Raw genomic sequence first — 331 nt, 5'->3', positions numbered from 1 at the left:
TACAGATGGTGCAAAAAGTGAGACAAGCCATCCTTTTACCAGAGAGGAAGAGATTTAAAATGCCAAAGCCAAGGACACAGTCTGGTGAGAAGAATCTGATCAGCCAACGGTTGATTGAGCTTCGCAGGACTCACAATATGTCTCAGCGTGATCTTGCCTATAAACTCCAGTTAGCTGGTTACGATATGGATAAAAATGTAATCACCAGAATCGAAACAAACAAGCGTTATGTCACTGATCTTGAATTAAAAGCCATTGCTGAAATCTTTCAGGTTTCATACATATTTCTCATTGATGGCAAAGATGAATAGAAGTGACAAATGGGGAAGTT

The 331-nt window shown here is 39.6% G+C and carries 1 protein-coding gene; it reads left to right on the top strand.

Annotated elements, in window-relative coordinates; all coding sequences use genetic code 11:
- The first annotated feature begins 59 nt into the window (after positions 1–59).
- Positions 60–311, top strand: coding sequence for a helix-turn-helix domain-containing protein (locus tag LIQ05_RS19560; protein WP_019162211.1), 252 nt, complete (start codon positions 60–62; stop codon positions 309–311).
- Positions 312–331: the final 20 nt, after the last annotated feature.

Origin of the sequence: Blautia glucerasea (assembly GCF_020537505.1) — a bacterium.
Taxonomy (GTDB): domain Bacteria; phylum Bacillota; class Clostridia; order Lachnospirales; family Lachnospiraceae; genus Blautia_A.
Note: the sequence above shows the minus strand (reverse complement) of the source record. Positions and strands in the feature narration are given on the sequence as shown.